The sequence below is a fragment of the Aeromicrobium flavum genome (genome assembly GCF_007992115.1).
GTDB lineage: Bacteria > Actinomycetota > Actinomycetes > Propionibacteriales > Nocardioidaceae > Aeromicrobium > Aeromicrobium flavum.
This window is the reverse complement of sequence record NZ_BJZQ01000023.1, coordinates 1-15,672: the sequence shown is the minus strand read 5'-3', so window position 1 is coordinate 15,672 and position 15,672 is coordinate 1. Positions and strand designations below refer to the sequence as shown.

Here is a 15,672-nt window from a genome sequence, read left to right as displayed (position 1 = left end):
TCCCTTTCGATGCCCCCAGTCTACCGGCCGGATCGCGACGCGGACCCGCGGGCATAGGATGGGGGCGCGAATGAGTCGGCCGGACGGTCGCGGCGCCTCCGGGCGTCGAGGAAAGTCCGGACTCCACAGAGCGCGGTGGTGGCTAACGGCCACCCACGGTGACGTGCGGGACAGTGCCACAGAGAACAGACCGCCAGCGGCCACCCTCGGGTGGTGCGGGTAAGGGTGAAACGGTGAGGTAAGAGCTCACCAGCACGGCGGGCGACCGTCGTGGCTAGGTAAACCCCACCGGGAGCAAGACCAAGTTGGCCCCTCACGGGGTCGTGCCACAGGGCTGCTCGTCCGACGTGGCAGGTGGGTCGCACCGAGGTGTCCAGCAATGGGCATCCCAGATGGATGGCCGTCCCTGCTCCGGCAGGACAGAATCCGGCTTACAGGCCGACTCATTCGCACCCTCTCAGTCCCGGGACGGGACGGACTGGAGGACGCCGAGGCGTCGCGCGACCTCGTCGCCGCCCATCGCGCGGATGACATCCGGGTCGCCGACCACGACGAGGACGTCCGTGGCGCGCGACATCCCCACGTACATGCGCTCGCGCGCCCGCTCCTTCACGTCGGACTCGTTCACGCACAGCACCACCGCGCGCCGCTCGAGCCCCTTGCAGCCCAGGACATGCCCGTAGAAGACGTCGTCCTCGTCGAAGAACGTCTCCCAGTAGCCGGCCTGGTCGTGGAAGTCGGTGCGCTCGACCTGGATCGGGTGGCGGCGCCCTGTCGTGAGCAGGCAGACGTGGCCCGGCTTCCATCCGTCGTCGAGCAGGGTGTCGACCGCGTCGTCGGCCGCGGCCAGGGCAGCCTCCGGAGCGGCCGGGACGAACCGCACGACGGGACCGTCCCCACCGCGTGCGTACATGCGCGACGGAGCAAGCGGCCCGAACGTCTCGTGGATCTGGCGGGTGTTGCGCAGGTTGTGGTCGAGCACGAGCGGCACCAGGTGCACCGGCGGACGGCCGAACCGGGCGAAGATCCGCTGGTTCTCGTCCGAGTAGACGTACAACCCGCCCGAGTTCTCGTCGCGCAGCGACTTGAGCACGGGCTGCCACCAGTCGTCGGCGAAGTCCTGCGCCTCGTCGACGATGACGGCGTCGTACTTCTTGCCGTCAGCGAGGTCGTCAGCGAGGTCGGACATCATCGCGGGCAGCCGGGTCTCCCAGAAGTCGCTGTCGGTGCGGTCGCCGTCCGGGGCACCCCACTGCCTCCCGAACTCGTGGAACGTCCCGACGAACGCCGGCCGCTCCTTGCGGTTCCACGTCTGCACCTCCCGCTTGAGGTACTCGGCCAGACCGAGGGAGTAGCAGAGCATCGCCACCCGTTGTGGTTTGGTTCCGCTGCGCCCCTTCGTGAGCTGCTTGGCCTGCTGAAGCGCCAGGACCGTCTTGCCGCTGCCGGCGCCGCCGCGGACCTCGACCCGGTGCAACAGACGGGTGACGCCGAGGATCGCGGACTGCTCCTGGGTGAGCCGGTCCGCCGCCGCAGCCCGCTCGTCGGACTCGGCGTTGACGTCGTACGAGGTGCGCAGGCGCCCGGTGAGGATCTCGGCGATGAGCTCGACGTCGTCGAGGGACGGCGGCACCTTGCCGTGCTGGTCCCGCAGCGCGTTGTCGCGCAGGCGGGACACGAGGTCGGCCTGGTCGTCGCGGTCGTGCAGCATCCAGCGCGGGCAGTCGGGCAGGGAGAAGTCGGCGGGGAAGGCCGAGTACGGGGTGACGACCGCATGGCCCCAGGCGACGTGGTGGCGACCGCTCCAGCGCTGGTCGTGACCGACGTACTCGCGGACGGCGTACTTCGTGGATCGCGCCTGGTCGACCGGGTGGATCACCGTGGGCTCCCCGCCACGCCGGATGAGCCACTGGTGGCCGTCGTGCCAGACGCTGCCGCCCTTGACCTCGACGACCACGATCCCGACCTCGGGCATCAGCACCAACAGGTCCGCCTCATGGTCCTTCACGTCGTCCGTGAGCCGCAGGTTCGCGATGAGGACGTCGTTCTCGGCGAGCACGTCACGCAAGCGCGCCCACACCTCTCGCTCCGAGGCGGTCGTGAACTGTGGGTCGGACGGGACCAGACGGGGCATGAGGGCACCCTGCCACGCGGGGGCGGGCCTGTCCGCGAGTTCCCGGGAAGCAGGCCCTGGGCGCCGCGGTTAGCGTGGAAGACATGACGGTTCCCACTCTGACCTTGAACAACGGCGTCCAGATTCCCCAGTTCGGCTACGGCACGTGGCAGGTGCCTCCGGAGTCCGCGCAGGACCGCGTGGCCGAGGCGCTCGACGTCGGGTACCGGCACATCGACACGGCCCAGATGTACGGCAACGAACAGGGCGTCGGCGCCGCGATCGCCGCCTCCGGCCTGGCCCGCGACGAGGTGTTCGTCACCACGAAGCTGAACAACAACCGCCACGACCCGGCGGTCGTCGCCGGCTCGGTGGACGAGTCGCTCGAGAAGCTCGGCCTCGACCGGGTCGACCTGCTGCTGATCCACTGGCCGCTGCCCATGATCGACATCGACTTCGTCGACACCTGGCGCGCGCTGGAGGAGGTCTACGCCGCGGGCAAGGCCCGGGCGATCGGCGTCTCCAACTTCCAGCCGTCGCACCTGCGTCGCGTGGTCCAGGAGGGCACCGTGGTGCCCGCCGTGAACCAGGTGGAGATCCACCCGTACTTCACCCAGGACGAGCTGCGCGCGGTGAACTCCGAGCTCGGCATCGCCACCGAGGCCTGGTCGCCGCTCGCCCAGGGCGAGGTCTTCTCCGACTCGGCGCTCGAGGCGATCGCGCGCAGCACGGGCCGCACCGTGTCGCAGGTCGTCCTGCGCTGGCACGTGCAGCGCGGCGACATCGTGTTCCCGAAGGCGTCGTCCGTCGAGCGGCTGAAGGAGAACTTCGACCTGTTCGACTTCGAGCTCTCCGCCGCCGACATGGGGGCCATCTCGGCGCTCGACGCCGGCCGGCGGATCGGCCCGGACCCCGACACGATGAGCTGGGTCCCGGAGGGCTGACTCCCGGCGGACGGGCGGTGCATCGGGCACGATGACCCCATGGCCTACTACTACTGCTTGAAGCACAACACCGTCGAGGGCGACCAGGGCTGCAAGGCCGCCGACCGGATGGGTCCGTACGACTCGGAGGCCGACGCGGCACGCGCGCTCGAGACGGCTCACGAGAAGTCGAAGGCGTGGGACGAGGACCCGAAGTGGAACGACGACGCCCCGCCTGCCGGCTCGCCTGAGTGACGCCGTCCGACCGGCTCCGGCACCTGCGGTTGCCGGTCGCCTGGCTGCTGCTCGCAGCGCCGCTGGCGTGGTGGACGACCGTCCACCTCGCCGGCGGCTGGGTGCCCCACGGTGACACCGCGGTGGCGGCCGTGCGCGTCCACGACGTGTTCGGGACTCACACGCCGCTGCTGGGGATGCCCTCGACCAGCGGCCTCGTGGTCGAGGGCGTGCATGCGCACCACCCGGGACCGCTGCATTTCCAGCTCTTGGCACCGCTGTACGCGCTGAGTGGGTTCGCCCCGTGGGCGCTCGTGGTGGGGTCGTTCCTGCTGCTCGTCGCGCTGGTGGGCGTCGCGCTCGCCGCAGCCGGTGCCGTCGCCGGGCGGCGGGGGTGGGCGACCGTCGTGGTCGTGCTGGCCCCCGCGCTCCTGCTCGTCGGCGGCGGACTGGTGGTGCCGTGGAACCCGTGGGTCGCCATCTTCGCCCTCACGGCCGCCGTCGCCTCGGGATGGGCGGTCCTCGCCGGAAACCCACGGTGGTGGCCTGCCTTCATCGTCACGCTCTCGTTGGCTGCCCAGTCGCACGTGGCGATCGCGCCTGTCGCGGTCGTCCTGGGCGCGATCGTTCTCGCGGTGTCGGTCGTCCGCTGGCGTTCGGGGCGCGAGTCGGTGCCCCGACGCACCGCGGCGATCACGACGGTGCTCGGCGTGGCGTGCTGGACGGCGCCCCTGGCCGACGTGGCCACGCGTCGTCCCCACAACCTCGAGCTCCTGCTGCGGGTCGCCGGGGCGGGTGACGGAGTGCCCGCGTCATCGCTGCTCGCCGTCGGGGCAGGTGGGGCGGTGCTGTGGTGGTGCCACCGCCGCGGTTCCGGACTGGCGTCGGGCGCGCCGGGGGCCGTCGTCCCGTGGCTCGCGATCGGCGCGGCGGTGCTCGCGCTCTCGGCCACCCGGGCGGGGGAGGGGCGAGTCGGCTACGTCGCGATCGGGTACCCGGTCGTGCTGTTGCTCCTGGCCTGGCCCCTCGTGTCCGCGATCGGTCGGTCGCGCCGCGCGCCGCAGGTCGCGCTCGTCGGCGTCGCGGCCGTCGCCCTCGGGCTGCTGGTCGTCCCGCGTCCGTTGGAGGTCAACGCGGCTGCCGACGCGGAGCGTGCCGCCCCCGTCGTCGAGCGCGCCAAGGAGATGGCGCGCGACGTCGAGGGCCCGATCGCGGTCACGTCGGCCGGCAGCGCTGCGTGGCTCGACATCGGGCCCGCCGTCTACGCGGCCCTGCTGGCCGACGGGCACGACGTGTACTTCGACGCGCGCGTCGACGGCGTCCGCGAGGACGACTTCCGCCACCCGCGTCACCTGCGTGGACCCCGCCACGAGCTCCGTGTGCAGAGCCACGCCGGACAGGCCGAGGCGCCGCCGGAGGGCGCGATCACCGAGCGGGTCGACCTTCCGGAGACTCCCGGTGCCGCCGTGCAGGTGGAGCGCTTCGTCGACCTGGTGCTCAGCGACCGACGGTGACGCCGCGGCCGGCGACGCTCAGCTCTCGAAGACGTGCTCGGGGCCGGGGAAGGTGCCGTCAGCGACCTCGCTCTGGAACTGGTCGACCGCCCCGGCGATGATGCCGCGCAGGTCGGCGTACTGCTTGACGAACCGCGGCGCCTTGCCCGAGCGCAGGCCGAGCATGTCCTGCCAGACCAGCACCTGGGCGTCGCAGTCCGCGCCCGCCCCGATGCCGATCGTGGGGATGTGCAGGGTCTTGGTGATCTCGGCCGCGACCGGCGCGGGCACCATCTCCATCACGACGCTGAAGGCGCCGGCGTCCTGCACCGCGAGGGCGTCGTCGATCAGCTTCTGCCGTGCGTCGCCGCGACCCTGGACGCGGTAGCCGCCGAGGTTGTGCTCGGACTGCGGCGTGAAGCCGATGTGGGCCATCACGGGGATGCCGCCCTCGGTGAGCTTCTTGATCTGGGGGGCCATCTCGGCGCCGCCCTCGAGCTTGACCGCGTGCGCCAGGCCCTCCTTCATGAACCGGACGCTGGTGTCGTAGGCCTGCTCGGGCGAGCGCTGGTACGAGCCGAAGGGGAGGTCGGCCACGACCAGTGCGCGGCGCACCGAGCGCGTGACGGCCTTCGTGAGGGCGAGCATCTCGTCGACCGTGATCGGCAGCGACGACTCGTAGCCGTAGACGTTGTTGGCCGCCGAGTCACCGATGAACACGACCGGGACGCCGGCCTCGTCGAAGATCTGCGCCGTGTACTGGTCGTAGCTGGTCAGCATGACCCACTTGTGGCCCTCGGCCTTCCACTTCGCGAGGTGATGGGTGCGGACCTTGCGCACGTCGGGCGTCGTCGTGGGACGGGATCCGTACGGTGCGGGCTCTTCAGTCATGGTGCTCAGGGTAGTCCCCGGCAGCCGGCGGTCCCGGCCCGTAGACTGCTCGAGTCCACGACCCGACCCCGCCAAGGAACCCGTGCCGACCTCGCCCGCCTCGATCCAGTCCCGGATCGGCCGTCGCCTCGCGGTGCGCGAACACCCGTGGTTCTGGATCTCCTTCGCCCTGCTGCTGCTGCCGATCGTCTGGTGGTTCGTCGCCCGACTGAGCGACGGCTGGCTGCCCCAGGGCGACGACGCGATGATCGCGATCCGCGCCCACGACGCCTGGACGGGGCACTGGCCCCTCGTCGGCATGCGGTCGACCAGCGACCAGACCGTCGAGAACGTCTTCGCCTACCACCCCGGACCGCTCGAGTTCTACGTGATCGGCCTGCCGTACCTGGTGTCGGGCTGGCACGTCTGGGGCCTGCTGCTGGGGTGCGCGATCGTCCTCGCCGGGTTCGTCGGCGTGTCGCTGTGGTCGGGCTACCGGGCGGCCGGCCGTCCCGGGCTGCTCGTCATGGTGGGGGCCACGATCGCGCTCTACGGCCTGTTCGGATCGGTGCTCGTGCTGCCGTGGAACCCGTGGCCGACGATCTTCGGCCTGCTCGCGAGCCTCGCGGTCGCCTGGCGGATGCTGCTGGGACATCGGGGCCTGTGGCCCCTGTTCATCGTGTGCGTCAGCTGGACGGGTCAGGCCCACCTCGGCGTGACCCCGATCGTGGGACTGCTCGGTGCGTGGATGCTCGCCGTGGCGGTGCTCCGGTGGTGGCGCGGTCACCGCAGCGAGCGCGGCGCCGTGAAGCGCACACTGCTCGTGGCGCTGGTGTGCTGGCTCGGGCCGATCGTGGAGGTGTTCACGTACTCGCCGAACAACGTCGGAGAGATCCTGGCGCTCACCACGGCCGAGAAGACCCAGGACACCCCGACCGGCCAGGCGTGGGTGCACGTCACCCACATGGTCTTCCCCTGGATCCGCACGTGGCGCGACGCCGGCGACGTCACCCTGCCCGGGCTCGCCATCGTGGTCGTGGGGGTCGTGGCCGTCGTGTGGCGCGCCCGCGACCGCCGACGCCGCCGACCCGTCGACGAGTCCGTCGACGTGGCCACGACCGCCGTGGTCGTCGGGCTGTTCGCCGTCGCCGCCTCGTTCTGGGCGGGCACGCGCACCGGCGGCGACCTGCGGATCGTCTACCTCGACTTCACGATGGCCGGTCCGATCTTCTTCACCGCCGCGGTCGCCCTGTGGGCCTACCAGCGCGCCCGGCTGGCCGTGCTCGCGCGCGACGACGGCCCCCAGCGCATGCTGGGCGTGGCACGCCTCGGGCTCGCCGCGGCGCTGCTGCTGCCGCTCGCGGGCGCGATGGCCGGCTGGTCCTCGGTCCGCACCTTCGTCGAGCCGGGCAACCGCATCGACGTCAAGCAGGCGCGCCTCGTCCTGGACGACCTGGTCCCGGCCCTGCAGAAGTGGCCCTACGCCGACCTGCCCGTCGAGGTCGAGGGCGTCGGTCTCACGGCGTGGGGGAGCGTCGGTCCGGCCGTCTCGCAGCGCCTGGTCGTCGAGGGACGCTCCGTGTTCTACGAGTCCTGGTGGCCGAAGTCGGCGGACGACGACCACCGGCGCCCGCGCGACATCGAGGGCGAGCGCGTCGTGGTCCGGCTCGAGGAGCGGGCGGCGGGTGCCGCCTGGGACGAGCCCAAGGAGCCGGTCGACGAGACGTTCACGTACCCGCTGCTGACGGACGACGGGGACGGCGAGATCCGCGTGCAGGTCTCGGTCCGCGGCGAGTGAGCCGCCGGCCCCTCAGAGCTTCTCGCGCCAGCGGCTGGTGATCGGCACGCGACGGTCGCGACCGAAGTTGCGCTTGCTGATCTTCGGTCCCGGCGGGTACTGCCGACGCTTGTACTCCGCGCGGTCGACGAGCGTCACGACCTTCTCGACCAAGGCGGCGTCGAAGCCCTCGGCCACGACGTCGGCCGAGCCGAGGTCGCGCTCGACGTAGGCGTCGAGGATCCCGTCCAGGATCGGGTACGGCGGCAGGCTGTCGGAGTCGCGCTGGCCCGGGCGCAGCTCGGCCGACGGCTCCTTGGAGATCGTGTTCGGCGGGATGGGCGGGGTCTCGCCGCGGGACTCGGCCCAGGCATTGCGCCACTTCGCCAGCTCCCAGACCACGGTCTTGGGCACGTCCTTGATGGGGGCGTAGCCGCCCACGGCGTCGCCGTAGATGGTCGAGTAGCCGGTGGCCAGCTCGGACTTGTTGCCGCACGCCAGGACGAGGTGGTTCTCCTGGTTGGACAGGCCCATCCAGATGACGGCACGGACCCGGGCCTGCAGGTTCTCCTCGGCGATGCCGTCGAGGTGCAGGACGTCCTGGTAGGCGTCGAAGATCGGGGCGATCGGGATCGTGCGCAGGTCGAGTCCGGTGCGCTCGGCCTGGTCGGCGGCGTCCGAGCGCGAGTGCTCGGTCGACCACTCGCTGGGGTTGGAGACGCCGAACACGCGGTCGGGGCCGAGCGCGTCGCAGGCGATGGAGGCGACGAGGGTGGAGTCGATGCCGCCCGACATGCCGAGCAGGACCGACGTGAAGCCGTTCTTCTCGACGTAGTCGCGCAGGCCCAGGACGATCGCCTGCCAGCGCTCGCCCAGGTCGTCCCAGCGCTCGGCGACGCTGCCCGCGACGGGCTCGTACGCGGGCAGGGGGTCGCTGCTGATGACGGTGCGCTCGACGAGCAGCCCCTCGAAGCGGCTGCCGGGCTCGGGCATCTGTGCCGTGGCGGCCTGGAGGTCGAGGTCGGCCACCAGCAGCTCGGTCTCGAACTGCTTGGCACGGGCGACGACCTCGCCCTTCGCGTCGACGATGACGGAGTCGCCGTCGAACACCAGCTCGTCCTGACCGCCCACCAGGTTGGCGTACGCGACGGCGCACTCGCCCTCGACGGCGCGACGGGCGCACAGGTCGAAGCGGTCGTCGTCCTTGGCCGCCTCGTACGGCGAGCCGTTCAGCACGACGAGCAGACCGGCCTCGGCCTCCTTGGCGGCGCGCGACGGGCCCTCCTGCCAGATGTCCTCACAGATGGCGATCGCGATGTCGACGCCGTGGACCTGGATGATCTGGGTGCGGTCGCCGGCGACGAAGTGGCGGAACTCGTCGAACACGCCGTAGTTCGGCAGGTGGTGCTTGTCGTACCGCGTCACGACCTCGCCGCCGGTGATCACCGAGGCCGCGTTGACGGGCGCGTTCTTGGGAACGCCGAGCCGGTCCGGCACGTCGCGAGCGCGGTCGAGGTGACCCACGATGACGACGAGGTCGCCCAGACCCTCCTTCTGAAGCCGCTCGCCGAGGATCCGCACGGCGGCCTGCGAGCGCTCGATGAACGAGCGGCGGTACGCCAGGTCCTCGATCGGGTAGCCGTTGAGGACCATCTCGGGAGTGACGAACACATGGGCGCCCGCGGCGTGCGCCGCGTGGGCCTGCTCCATCACGAGCTCGAGGTTGCCGTCGATGTCACCGACGACGGGGTTGACCTGGGCGAGGGCAAGGCGAAGTTGTGGCACGACTCCCAGCGTAGGACGTCCGTCGGACGCCGGCCGGGTGACGGCAAACCGCGCCGCGGTTCGCCCCGAGTCGACCCCTACACTGACCGCATGGGTAAGCAGGAGGACTTCGTCCTACGCGCGATCGAGGAGCGGGACGTCCGCTTCGTCCGGCTCTGGTTCACCGACGTGCTCGGCTCGTTGAAGTCGGTGGCCATCGCCCCGACCGAGCTCGAGGGCGCGTTCGAGGAGGGCATTGGCTTCGACGGGTCGGCCATCGAGGGCTTCGCCCGCGTGCACGAGGCCGACATGCTCGCCAAGCCGGATCCCTCGTCGTTCCAGATCCTGCCGTGGCGCGGCGAGACCCCCGCGACGGCGCGCATGTTCTGCGACATCGCGATGCCCGACGGCAGCCCGTCGTACGCCGACCCGCGGTACGTGCTCAAGCGCGCGCTGGCGAAGGCCGCCGACGCCGGCTTCACCTTCTACACGCACCCCGAGATCGAGTTCTTCGTCTTCAAGAACAAGCCCGACCCCGGCACGCGACCCGTCGCCGTCGACGACAGCGGCTACTTCGACCACACCGCGCAGGGCGCCAGCCAGGACTTCCGCCGCGAGGTCATCACGATGCTCGAGGCGATGGGCATCTCGGTCGAGTTCAGCCACCACGAGGGCGGCCCGGGCCAGCAGGAGATCGACCTGCGGTACGCCGACGCGCTGTCGATGGCCGACAACATCATGACGTTCCGCACGATCGTGCGCGAGGTCGCACTGAGCCAGGGCAAGTGGGCCTCGTTCATGCCCAAGCCGTTCACCGACCACCCCGGCTCGGGCATGCACACGCACGTCTCGCTGTTCGAGGGCGACGAGAACGTCTTCTACGAGGCCGGCGCCGAGTACCAGCTCAGCAAGACCGGCCGCGCGTTCATCGCCGGCATCCTGCAGCACACCCCGGAGATCACCGCGGTCACGAACCAGTGGGTCAACTCCTACAAGCGCCTGGCCTGGGGCGGCGAGGCCCCGAACTACGTCTGCTGGGGGCACAACAACCGCTCCGCGCTCGTGCGCGTGCCGATGTACAAGCCGCACAAGTCCGGGTCGGCCCGCGTCGAGCTGCGCGCGCCCGACTCGGCCTGCAACCCCTACCTGGCGTACGCGCTGATCCTGGCCGCCGGCCTCAAGGGCATCGAGAACGAGTACCAGCTTCCGCCGGAGGCCGAGGACGACGTCTGGTCGCTGAGCGAGAACGAGCGCCGTGCGATGGGCATCGCCCCGCTGCCGCGCAACCTCGACGAGGCCATCCGCACGATGGAGACCAGCGAGCTGGTCGCCGAGACCCTGGGTGAGCACGTGTTCGACTTCTTCCTGCGCAACAAGCGAGCCGAGTGGCAGGACTACCGCTCGCAGGTGACGCAGTTCGAGATCGACCGCCTCATGCCGGTCCTGTAGGCCCCTCGTGACCCGAACCCGGTTCTCCGACCCGGAGACCGCCACGGCGAACCTGGCGCGGCTGGGTGACCTCTCGGCGGGCTTCGTCGAGCAGATCGCGGCCGTGGCCGACCCAGACACGGCGCTCACGTCCCTGGTGTCGATCGCCGAGACGGCCGACGGTCCGCAGGTCATCGAGGCGCTCGAGGCCGACCCCGTCCTGCGGCAGCGGGTCATGATCGTGCTGGGGACGAGCCGGGCCATCGGCGAGTTCTGGCGACGGCACCCCGAGTACGTGATGGACCTCGTCGGCGAGAGGCTGCTGGATCGCCCGGCCACCGAGCCGGAGTACCGCGAGTGGCTCGCCGACGTGGCCGACCCCGATGCGCTGCGCGTGCGGTACCACCGCGAGCTGGCGGCCATCGCGGCCCGCGACCTCAACGCCCACACCACGTTCGCGCAGTCGTCGGCCGAGCTCTCCGACCTGGCGGTCGCCACGCTGGACGCAGCGCTGCGGATCGCGGCAGCCGAGGAGGCCGACGCCGACCTGGTGCGCCTCGCCGTCATCGCCATGGGCAAGACCGGCGGGCACGAGCTCAACTACGTCAGCGACGTCGACGTCATCTTCGTCCACGAGCCCGTGGAGGGGGCGGACGAGCAGCGGGCGTCCGCCGCCGCGACCCGCATGTCGGGCGCGATCATCCGGATCTGCGGCGACCACACCGCCGAGGGCACGATCTGGGAGGTCGACCCCAACCTGCGGCCCGAGGGCAAGCACGGGCCCCTGACCCGGACACTCGCCAGCCACGTCGCCTACTACGACCGCTGGGCGGTCACCTGGGAGTTCCAGGCCCTGCTCAAGGCGCGGTACGCCGCGGGCGATCGCGAGCTGGCCGAGCAGTACCTCGCCTCGCTGCAGCCGCAGGTCTGGAAGGCTGCCGAGCGCGAGGACTTCGTGCCCGAGGTGCGCCGGATGCGCCGACGGGTCATCGAGAACATCCCGGCGGCGCACCGCGACCGCCAGCTCAAGCTCGGCAGCGGCGGCCTGCGTGACGTCGAGTTCGCGGTCCAGCTGCTGCAGCTGGTGCACGGCCGGGTCGACGAGCACATCCGCAGCCCCAACACGCTCGAGGCGCTGCGGGCCCTGACCGATCGCGGGTACGTCGGACGCCGCGACGGCTCAGCGCTCGAGGAGGCGTACGAGTTCCTCCGCGCGCTCGAGCACCGGCTGCAGCTGTTCCGGCTCCGGCGCACGCACCTCGTGCCCGAGGACCCCGAGGACCTGCGCCGGATCGGTCGCAGCATGGGCTACACGACCAACCCGGCCGACAACCTGGTCAAGGAGTGGCAGGCGCACCGGCGCATCGTCAGCCGCCTGCACGAGAAGATCTTCTACCGGCCACTGCTCGAGGCCGTGGCGTCGCTGCCGGAGGACGGTCTGCGGCTCAGCACCAAGGCGGCCGAGGACCGACTCGCGGCCCTCGGGTTCAGCGACCCGAAGGGCGCGATGGCGCACATCAGCGCGCTCTCGTCCGGCGTCCGGCGGCGCGCGACGATCCAGCGGTCGCTGCTGCCGGCGATGCTGGCGTGGTTCGCCGAGTCGCCGCAGCCCGACGCCGCGTTGCTGGCGTTCCGCCAGATCTCCGAGGAGCTCGGCGACTCGCCCTGGTACCTGCGCAAGCTGCGCGACGAGGGCACCGGTGCCCAGCAGTTCGCCCAGATGCTGTCGTCCAGCACGTACGTCACCGACCTGATCCGCCGGGCTCCCGACGCCGTGGCGATGCTCGGCGACGACGAGGCCCTCGTGCCTCGCGACCTCGAGCGGCTCGACACCGAGATGACGGCCGCCGCGCGGCGTCACCAGGTGCCCGAGGGTGCGGTGCGCGCGGTCCGGCGGATCCGACGCCGTGAGCTGTGCCGGGTCGCGATGGCCGACGTCCTGGGCCGGGTCGACGTGGCCGAGGTCGGCGAGGCGCTCAGTGCGATCAACACCGCCACGATCGCCGCGACCCTGCGCACCGCCGAGGCGACGTGGTCCCTCGAGCACGACGATCGCGCCCTGCCCACCCGCAACGCGATCGTGCTGATGGGCCGACTGGGCGGCCACGAGGCCGGGTACGGGTCGGACGCCGACGTCATGTTCGTCCACCAGCCGCTCGAGGGCGCCGACCTCGACGAGGCCAAGGCCTGCGCGTTGTGGATCGCCCAGCTGATCCGCAAGATGCTCGGTGCCGCGGGGGCCGATCCGGCGCTCGAGATCGACGCCGGGCTCCGTCCCGAGGGCAAGAACGGCCCGCTGGTGCGCACCTTCGACGCCTACGCGGCCTACTACGAGAAGTGGTCCGACACGTGGGAGGCGCAGGCGCTCCTGCGAGCCGAGCCCGTCGTCGGCGACCCCGAGCTCTGCGCGCGCTTCAGGGCGCTGATCGACCCCTTGCGCTACCCGGAGGGCGGGCTGTCGGCGACCCAGGAGCGCGAGATCCGTCGCATCAAGGCACGCGTCGACTCCGAGCGCCTCCCGCGCGGCGCCAACCCGAACACGCACCTGAAGCTGGGGCGCGGGGGACTGGCGGACGTCGAGTGGACGATCCAGCTGCTGCAGTTGCAGCACGCGCACCACGTGCCGGGCCTGCGCACGACTCGCACGGTCGAGGCCCTGGAGGCGGCGGCCGAGGCCGACCTGCTGTCGGCCGACGACGCGCACGCCCTCATCGAGTCCTGGCGATTCGTCACCCGGATCCGCAACGGCGTGGTCCTGTGGCGCGCCAAGGCCGCCGAGTCGATGGTCGAGACCGCCGCCGACCGCACGGGACTGGCCCACCTGCTCGGCATCGGCCAGGACCACACCGAGGAGATGGTGAACGACTACATGCGGATCACCCGGCGGGCCCGCAAGGTCGTGGAGCGCGTCTTCTACGAGTGACCTCCGGCGCGGCGGGGAGCGTGCCGTACCGGGTTAGCCTGAAGCCATGCTCTCCCGGATCCTGCCCCTGGTCCTCGCGCTCGGCCTGCTCTCGGCGGCCCCCGCGGGTGCCACCGCCGACGCCTCCGCGGCGGAGCCGACGGTCGCTCCGACGTCGGCGCCCGCCCTGCAGCCGATCGTCGTGCGCGAGCGCCCGCGCATGAAGGGAACGGCACGCTTCGGCAAGACCCTGACGCGCACGGTGGGCCGGTACTCGGTCGGCGGGCTGACCTTCCGCACCCAGTGGCTGCGCGACGGCAAGCCGATCACGGGCGCCACCCGGTGGAAGTACAAGCCCCGGGTCCGCGACGTCGGGCACACCATCCGCGTCCGCGTCACCGTGAGCCGCGCCGGCCACCGCTCGATCGCGCCCCGGTCGTCCTGGCGCAGGATCAAGCACGTCCGGGACACCCGCCGCACCGTGAAGTACTCGATCGCGACGAAGGGGAGGATGACGACGAGCGTCGCGACGTTCCGCCGCCAGGTCCAGCAGATCCTCGACGACCCCCGTGGCTGGCGGGCCGGCGGCATCAGGTTCACGCGCGTGAAGTCCGGCGGGTCCATGACGATCGTGCTGGCCCAGGCCTCCCAGGTGCCCAGCTACTCCAGCGCGTGCTCGTCGACGTGGAGCTGCCGGGTGGGGCGCCACGTCATCATCAACCAAGAGCGCTGGAAGCACGCCTCCCCGGCGTGGAACCGGGCCAAGGGCACGACGCTGCTGGGGTACCGGCACATGGTCGTGAACCACGAGGTCGGCCACTGGCTCGGCTGGCACCACGCGTCCTGTGGCGGCAAGGGCCAGAAGGCGCCTGTGATGATGCAGCAGTCCAAGGGACGCAACGGATGCACCTTCAACCCGTGGCCCAAGCCGTCCGAACGCAACGTGCCCCGGTACCGCTAGGGCACCGGGGCACGCACGCGCGTCGACGAGGTCAGCTGCTCATGATCGAGACGCAGGTCTCGTCGCTCTCGAACGCCTTCTTGAGGTTCTCGTCGCTGGCGCTGAGCTCGGCCAACGGGCCCTGGTAGCTCGAGGACTCGGCGAGGGACTCGCCGACCTGCAACAGGGTGGCCTGCATCTGCTCGGAGTTCTTCGGGTCGGCGTCCTTCAGTCGCTTGATGACGCCCTGGAGGGTCTTCGAGCCGTCGACGACCGACTTCTTGGCCTGGTCGTAGGCCGCCGGGTCGATCTCCGGAGGAGCGCCGGCGTCGGCGAGCACCTTCGCCTGCGAGTCGAGACGCTCACGCAGCGTCCGCAGGAACTCGACGATGTCCTTCTTGGACTCGGCCGCGTTCGCGGCGGCGTCGCTGGCGGGGGGCGAGACGGCGGCCGTCGTGGGCTCGAGCGCCTTGCACAGCGACTGGGCCCACTTCTCCTGGGGCGTGGCCTTCGCCTCCGGGTCCTCCTCGGAGCTGCCGGTGCACCCGCTGAGGGCCAGGCCGAGGGCCGCCAGGGCCATCGTCGCCCGGGTCGTCCTGTTCATGGTGTGCCTTTCGGTGGGTTCGGAACGGAGGAGGGTCCCGCCGCAAGAGCGGCGGGACCCTCCCCGGTGTTCAGTTGTGGATGATGCCGTGCGTCACGACGCGGGCGTCGCCAGCGTGGCCGTGATCTTGTTGCCCGAACCGGACGCGAAGAGCGACAGCACCGGCGTCAGCGCGCCACAGTCCTGGAGCTTGGCGACGGAGTAGGTACCCTCCACCGTGCCGCCCTTCAGGGGGTTGAAGCGACCGACCGACTTGAGCGGGATCGTCGAGGGGCTCGACGCCTTGCACGTCGGCCCGCCACCGATCTTCAGGCCGAAGGACTTGACCGACGTGATGAAGATGTCGGTCTTGGACGTGGCCGACAGGATGCCCGTCGACTTGTCGATGGCGCCGGTGGTCTTGCCGACCGACTTGAACGCCAGGTCGGCGTCGACCGGCAGGAAGCCCAGAGCCTTCAGCTTGGCCTTGGTCTTGTCCAGGGTGAGGTCAGCCGTGAAGGTGCTGCTGGCCAGATCGAAGTCAGCGTCGATCTTGCCCGACAGCGGCGCGGTGCCGTTGCCCGCCTTGATCGTGGTGCTGCCCTTGAGGTTGAACAGGACGTCGACCGGCGGATCGATGGTGGG

The 15,672-nt window shown here is 71.1% G+C and carries 12 protein-coding genes and 1 other RNA gene; 8 read left to right on the top strand and 5 right to left on the bottom strand.

Features of this window, described 5'->3' with window-relative positions; all coding sequences use genetic code 11:
• The first annotated feature begins 71 nt into the window (after positions 1 to 71).
• An RNA gene (gene rnpB / locus AFL01nite_RS14630) (RNase P RNA component class A) lies at positions 72 to 450 on the top strand.
• Positions 451 to 457: 7 nt separating this feature from the next.
• Here the strand turns inward: rnpB and AFL01nite_RS14625 are convergent.
• Positions 458 to 2,134, bottom strand: a complete 1,677-nt coding sequence (locus AFL01nite_RS14625) for a nuclease-related domain-containing DEAD/DEAH box helicase (protein WP_146828676.1) — start codon at positions 2,132 to 2,134, stop codon at positions 458 to 460.
• An 83-nt stretch (positions 2,135 to 2,217) separates the two neighbouring features.
• Between AFL01nite_RS14625 and AFL01nite_RS14620 the strand changes: the two genes are divergently transcribed.
• Genes AFL01nite_RS14620 through AFL01nite_RS14610 form a run of 3 tightly spaced genes read left to right on the top strand, consistent with a single transcriptional unit; the run spans position 2,218 to position 4,784 of the window.
• Complete coding sequence (locus tag AFL01nite_RS14620) at positions 2,218 to 3,057, top strand: aldo/keto reductase (RefSeq protein WP_146828674.1); 840 nt, start codon at positions 2,218 to 2,220, stop codon at positions 3,055 to 3,057.
• A gap of 39 nt (positions 3,058 to 3,096) precedes the next feature.
• Positions 3,097 to 3,291, top strand: coding sequence for a hypothetical protein (locus AFL01nite_RS14615; RefSeq protein ID WP_146828672.1), 195 nt, complete (start codon positions 3,097 to 3,099; stop codon positions 3,289 to 3,291).
• Positions 3,288 to 4,784: a hypothetical protein gene (locus AFL01nite_RS14610; RefSeq protein WP_146828670.1), complete on the top strand. Its 1,497-nt coding sequence runs from the start codon at positions 3,288 to 3,290 to the stop codon at positions 4,782 to 4,784. The genes AFL01nite_RS14615 and AFL01nite_RS14610 overlap by 4 nt, the downstream gene beginning before the upstream one ends.
• 18 nt (positions 4,785 to 4,802) lie before the next feature.
• On the opposite strand, the gene panB is transcribed toward AFL01nite_RS14610, so the two are convergent.
• On the bottom strand, positions 4,803 to 5,654 hold the full coding sequence (gene panB, locus AFL01nite_RS14605; protein WP_146828668.1) for a 3-methyl-2-oxobutanoate hydroxymethyltransferase: 852 nt from the start codon (positions 5,652 to 5,654) through the stop codon (positions 4,803 to 4,805).
• 82 nt (positions 5,655 to 5,736) lie between these two features.
• Here panB and AFL01nite_RS14600 point away from each other — a divergent pair, with 82 nt between their 5' ends.
• The gene (locus AFL01nite_RS14600; protein WP_146828666.1) at positions 5,737 to 7,431 is read left to right on the top strand and encodes a hypothetical protein; all 1,695 of its coding nucleotides are present in this window, start codon (positions 5,737 to 5,739) and stop codon (positions 7,429 to 7,431) included.
• Between the two features lie 12 nt (positions 7,432 to 7,443).
• Here AFL01nite_RS14600 and AFL01nite_RS14595 read toward each other — a convergent pair whose 3' ends face one another.
• On the bottom strand, positions 7,444 to 9,195 hold the full coding sequence (locus tag AFL01nite_RS14595) for an NAD+ synthase (protein ID WP_146828664.1): 1,752 nt from the start codon (positions 9,193 to 9,195) through the stop codon (positions 7,444 to 7,446).
• Between the two features lie 90 nt (positions 9,196 to 9,285).
• On the opposite strand from AFL01nite_RS14595, the gene AFL01nite_RS14590 reads away from it, so the two are divergent.
• Genes AFL01nite_RS14590 through AFL01nite_RS14580 form a run of 3 tightly spaced genes read left to right on the top strand, consistent with a single transcriptional unit; the run spans position 9,286 to position 14,465 of the window.
• Positions 9,286 to 10,623, top strand: a complete 1,338-nt coding sequence (locus tag AFL01nite_RS14590; RefSeq protein ID WP_146828662.1) for a glutamine synthetase family protein — start codon at positions 9,286 to 9,288, stop codon at positions 10,621 to 10,623.
• Positions 10,624 to 10,630: 7 nt separating this feature from the next.
• Positions 10,631 to 13,525: a bifunctional [glutamine synthetase] adenylyltransferase/[glutamine synthetase]-adenylyl-L-tyrosine phosphorylase gene (locus tag AFL01nite_RS14585; protein WP_146828661.1), complete on the top strand. Its 2,895-nt coding sequence runs from the start codon at positions 10,631 to 10,633 to the stop codon at positions 13,523 to 13,525.
• Positions 13,526 to 13,571: 46 nt separating this feature from the next.
• Positions 13,572 to 14,465, top strand: a complete 894-nt coding sequence (locus AFL01nite_RS14580) for a DUF3152 domain-containing protein (protein ID WP_146828659.1) — start codon at positions 13,572 to 13,574, stop codon at positions 14,463 to 14,465.
• A gap of 31 nt (positions 14,466 to 14,496) precedes the next feature.
• On the opposite strand, the gene AFL01nite_RS14575 is transcribed toward AFL01nite_RS14580, so the two are convergent.
• On the bottom strand, positions 14,497 to 15,048 hold the full coding sequence (locus AFL01nite_RS14575) for a hypothetical protein (protein WP_146828657.1): 552 nt from the start codon (positions 15,046 to 15,048) through the stop codon (positions 14,497 to 14,499).
• Between the two features lie 93 nt (positions 15,049 to 15,141).
• Positions 15,142 to 15,672: hypothetical protein (locus tag AFL01nite_RS15385; protein WP_222593551.1), on the bottom strand; the 531-nt coding region annotated here is incomplete at its 5' end.

Excerpts from the sequence above, each read along its gene's own strand:
- AFL01nite_RS14625 (WP_146828676.1), bottom strand. The coding sequence starts at position 2,134 with ATGCCCCGTCTGGTCCCGTCCGACCCACAGTTCACGACCGCCTCGGAG.
- AFL01nite_RS14620 (WP_146828674.1), top strand. The coding sequence starts at position 2,218 with ATGACGGTTCCCACTCTGACCTTGAACAACGGCGTCCAGATTCCCCAG.
- AFL01nite_RS14615 (WP_146828672.1), top strand. The coding sequence starts at position 3,097 with ATGGCCTACTACTACTGCTTGAAGCACAACACCGTCGAGGGCGACCAG.
- panB (WP_146828668.1), bottom strand. The coding sequence starts at position 5,654 with ATGACTGAAGAGCCCGCACCGTACGGATCCCGTCCCACGACGACGCCC.
- AFL01nite_RS14590 (WP_146828662.1), top strand. The coding sequence starts at position 9,286 with ATGGGTAAGCAGGAGGACTTCGTCCTACGCGCGATCGAGGAGCGGGAC.
- AFL01nite_RS14580 (WP_146828659.1), top strand. The coding sequence starts at position 13,572 with ATGCTCTCCCGGATCCTGCCCCTGGTCCTCGCGCTCGGCCTGCTCTCG.
- AFL01nite_RS14575 (WP_146828657.1), bottom strand. The coding sequence starts at position 15,048 with ATGAACAGGACGACCCGGGCGACGATGGCCCTGGCGGCCCTCGGCCTG.